At 61.1% G+C, this 1,972-nt stretch carries 2 protein-coding genes; both read left to right on the top strand.

Features of this window, described 5'->3' with window-relative positions; translation table 11 throughout:
• The first annotated feature begins 39 nt into the window (after positions 1-39).
• Positions 40-1,527 carry a hypothetical protein gene (locus tag EOM25_14375; protein NCC26361.1) on the top strand — a complete coding sequence of 496 codons (1,488 nt, stop codon included), beginning with the start codon at positions 40-42 and terminating at the stop codon, positions 1,525-1,527.
• 4 nt (positions 1,528-1,531) lie between these two features.
• The coding region (locus tag EOM25_14370; protein ID NCC26360.1) for a hypothetical protein at positions 1,532-1,972 on the top strand (441 nt) is incomplete at its 3' end.

Here is a 1,972-nt window from a genome sequence, read left to right as displayed (position 1 = left end):
CGAGTTGACCCGGAAGCGATGCTTAGAAGGGCATGAATCATGGCCTCGATGAAACGGGCCGGGAGGGCGGCCACGGACTTTCTCCTCTCGCTGTTGGTCGCTCCCGGCGCTCGCCTGTTACGCCATGTCCGCATCAAGGGACTGTTGAGCCTGCCCCGCTGCGCTCGGACTTTGGAACGGGTCGGCCTGTTGCCCATAAGGGACCACTATTATGAACCCTATCTCAAGCCTGAACATCTACGCCGTGACCTGAACAGTCCCCGGGACCTGCCCGGTCTGGATCTGCGTATTCCGGCCCAGCTCGAGCTGTTGGCCTCCTTCAGCCATCAGGCCGAATTGGCCGCCATTCCCATGGAACCGACTCCCCTGCGCTACGGCTATCGCAATCGGACTTTCGGCCCGGTGGATGCCGGTCTGCTCTTCGGCATGGTCCGCCATGTGCGGCCCAGGCGCATCGTGGAAGTTGGCTGCGGCATGTCCACCCTGGTCATCCGACAGGCAGTGGAATCCATGTGGTCAGGCGGCCAGCATGCGGACGCCATCGCCTGCGACCATGTCTGCATTGAACCCTACGAGCATCCCTGGCTGGCTCAGTTGCCGGTCCAGGTGATTCGTGAGCCCCTGGAGCGAACGGATCCGGTTCGCCTGGCCGACTCTCTGCATTCCGGAGACATGCTCTTCATCGACTCCTCCCATGTGGTCAAATCCCAGGGCGACGTCCTGTTCGTGTTTCAGGAACTGCTGCCGCGGCTGAGGCCCGGGGTGGTGGTTCATTTTCACGACATTTTCACGCCCCGGGACTATCCACCAACCTGGCTGCTGGGGGCCCGGGTGCTCTGGACCGAACAGTATCTGCTGGAAATTTTCCTGAACAGCCATTCGGACTGGGAAGTCCTCCTGTCCGCGAACCTGCTGGCCGAGGACCACCACCAAGCCTTGGCCCAGGCTCTTCCCTTGCTCAGGGACCATCCCAAGGGTCTCCTGCCCGGCCTTCCCCCGGTCTTTCCCGCTTCCTTCTACATCAGAAAAGACGAATCCCCGCGAGATCTATCCCCTGAGTCGGATCCCATGCCGAGTTGCGAACTCCTCAGACAGTTGGAATCCCACGAAGGTCTTCGACTCACGCCCTACCGTTGCACTTCCGGAAAATTGACCATCGGCTTTGGCCGGAATCTGGAAGATACGGGTATCAGTCTGGAGGAAGCCCGCCGGATGCTGCACAGCGATGCGTTACAGGCGCTGGCCGCGGTCCGACGAGCCCTGCCCTGGACCAATGGCTTGAGCGAGCCGCGACGCTGCGTACTGGCAGCCATGGCTTTCAATATGGGCATCACCGGCCTCATGGGCTTCAGACGGATGCTTTCCTGCCTGGAACAAAACGATTATGAAGGAGCGGCCCGGGAGATGCTGGACAGCCACTGGCGAAACCAGGTCGGCCAGCGGGCCGTGATTCTGGCCGAGCAGATGCGCACGGGTCATTGGCCCGGCCATTCTGGTGCTTCCGAAAAAGCCAATGAACAGGGATGAGGTCATGCCATCCACTCGAAACACCACCGCTCCGGAAGAATTGGATCAGGTCATGACCGTGGTCCGCCCCAGGACCTGGCTGGCCCTTTCAAGCGTCGGCCTGCTCCTGGCCGCCGCCACGGCCTGGGCCTTTCTGGGCGTGGTGACGGTCAAGGTCACCGGCCAGGGCATTCTGATCCGCAGCGGGGCCTTGTTTCCTATCGTGGCCAAGACCGAAGGCCAGTTGCTCTCCCTGACAATCGAGAAGGGCCAATACATAACCAAAGGCCAGCCGGTGGCCGCCTTGGATCAGCCCCTGCTTCGGGCCGAGCTGCGCGAGACCGAAAACTACCTGGGCAAATTGTTGGTGGACCAGAAACAGATGGCGACCTACGAACGGAAGCATGACGAACTGGTGGACCAGTTCATCGAAAAACAGCGGACCACGCTGCTCGAATCAATCCGT

It is taken from the genome of Deltaproteobacteria bacterium (genome assembly GCA_009929795.1).
Classification (GTDB): domain Bacteria; phylum Desulfobacterota; class Desulfovibrionia; order Desulfovibrionales; family Desulfomicrobiaceae; genus RZZR01.
This window is presented reverse-complemented; position numbering and strand designations above follow the sequence as displayed.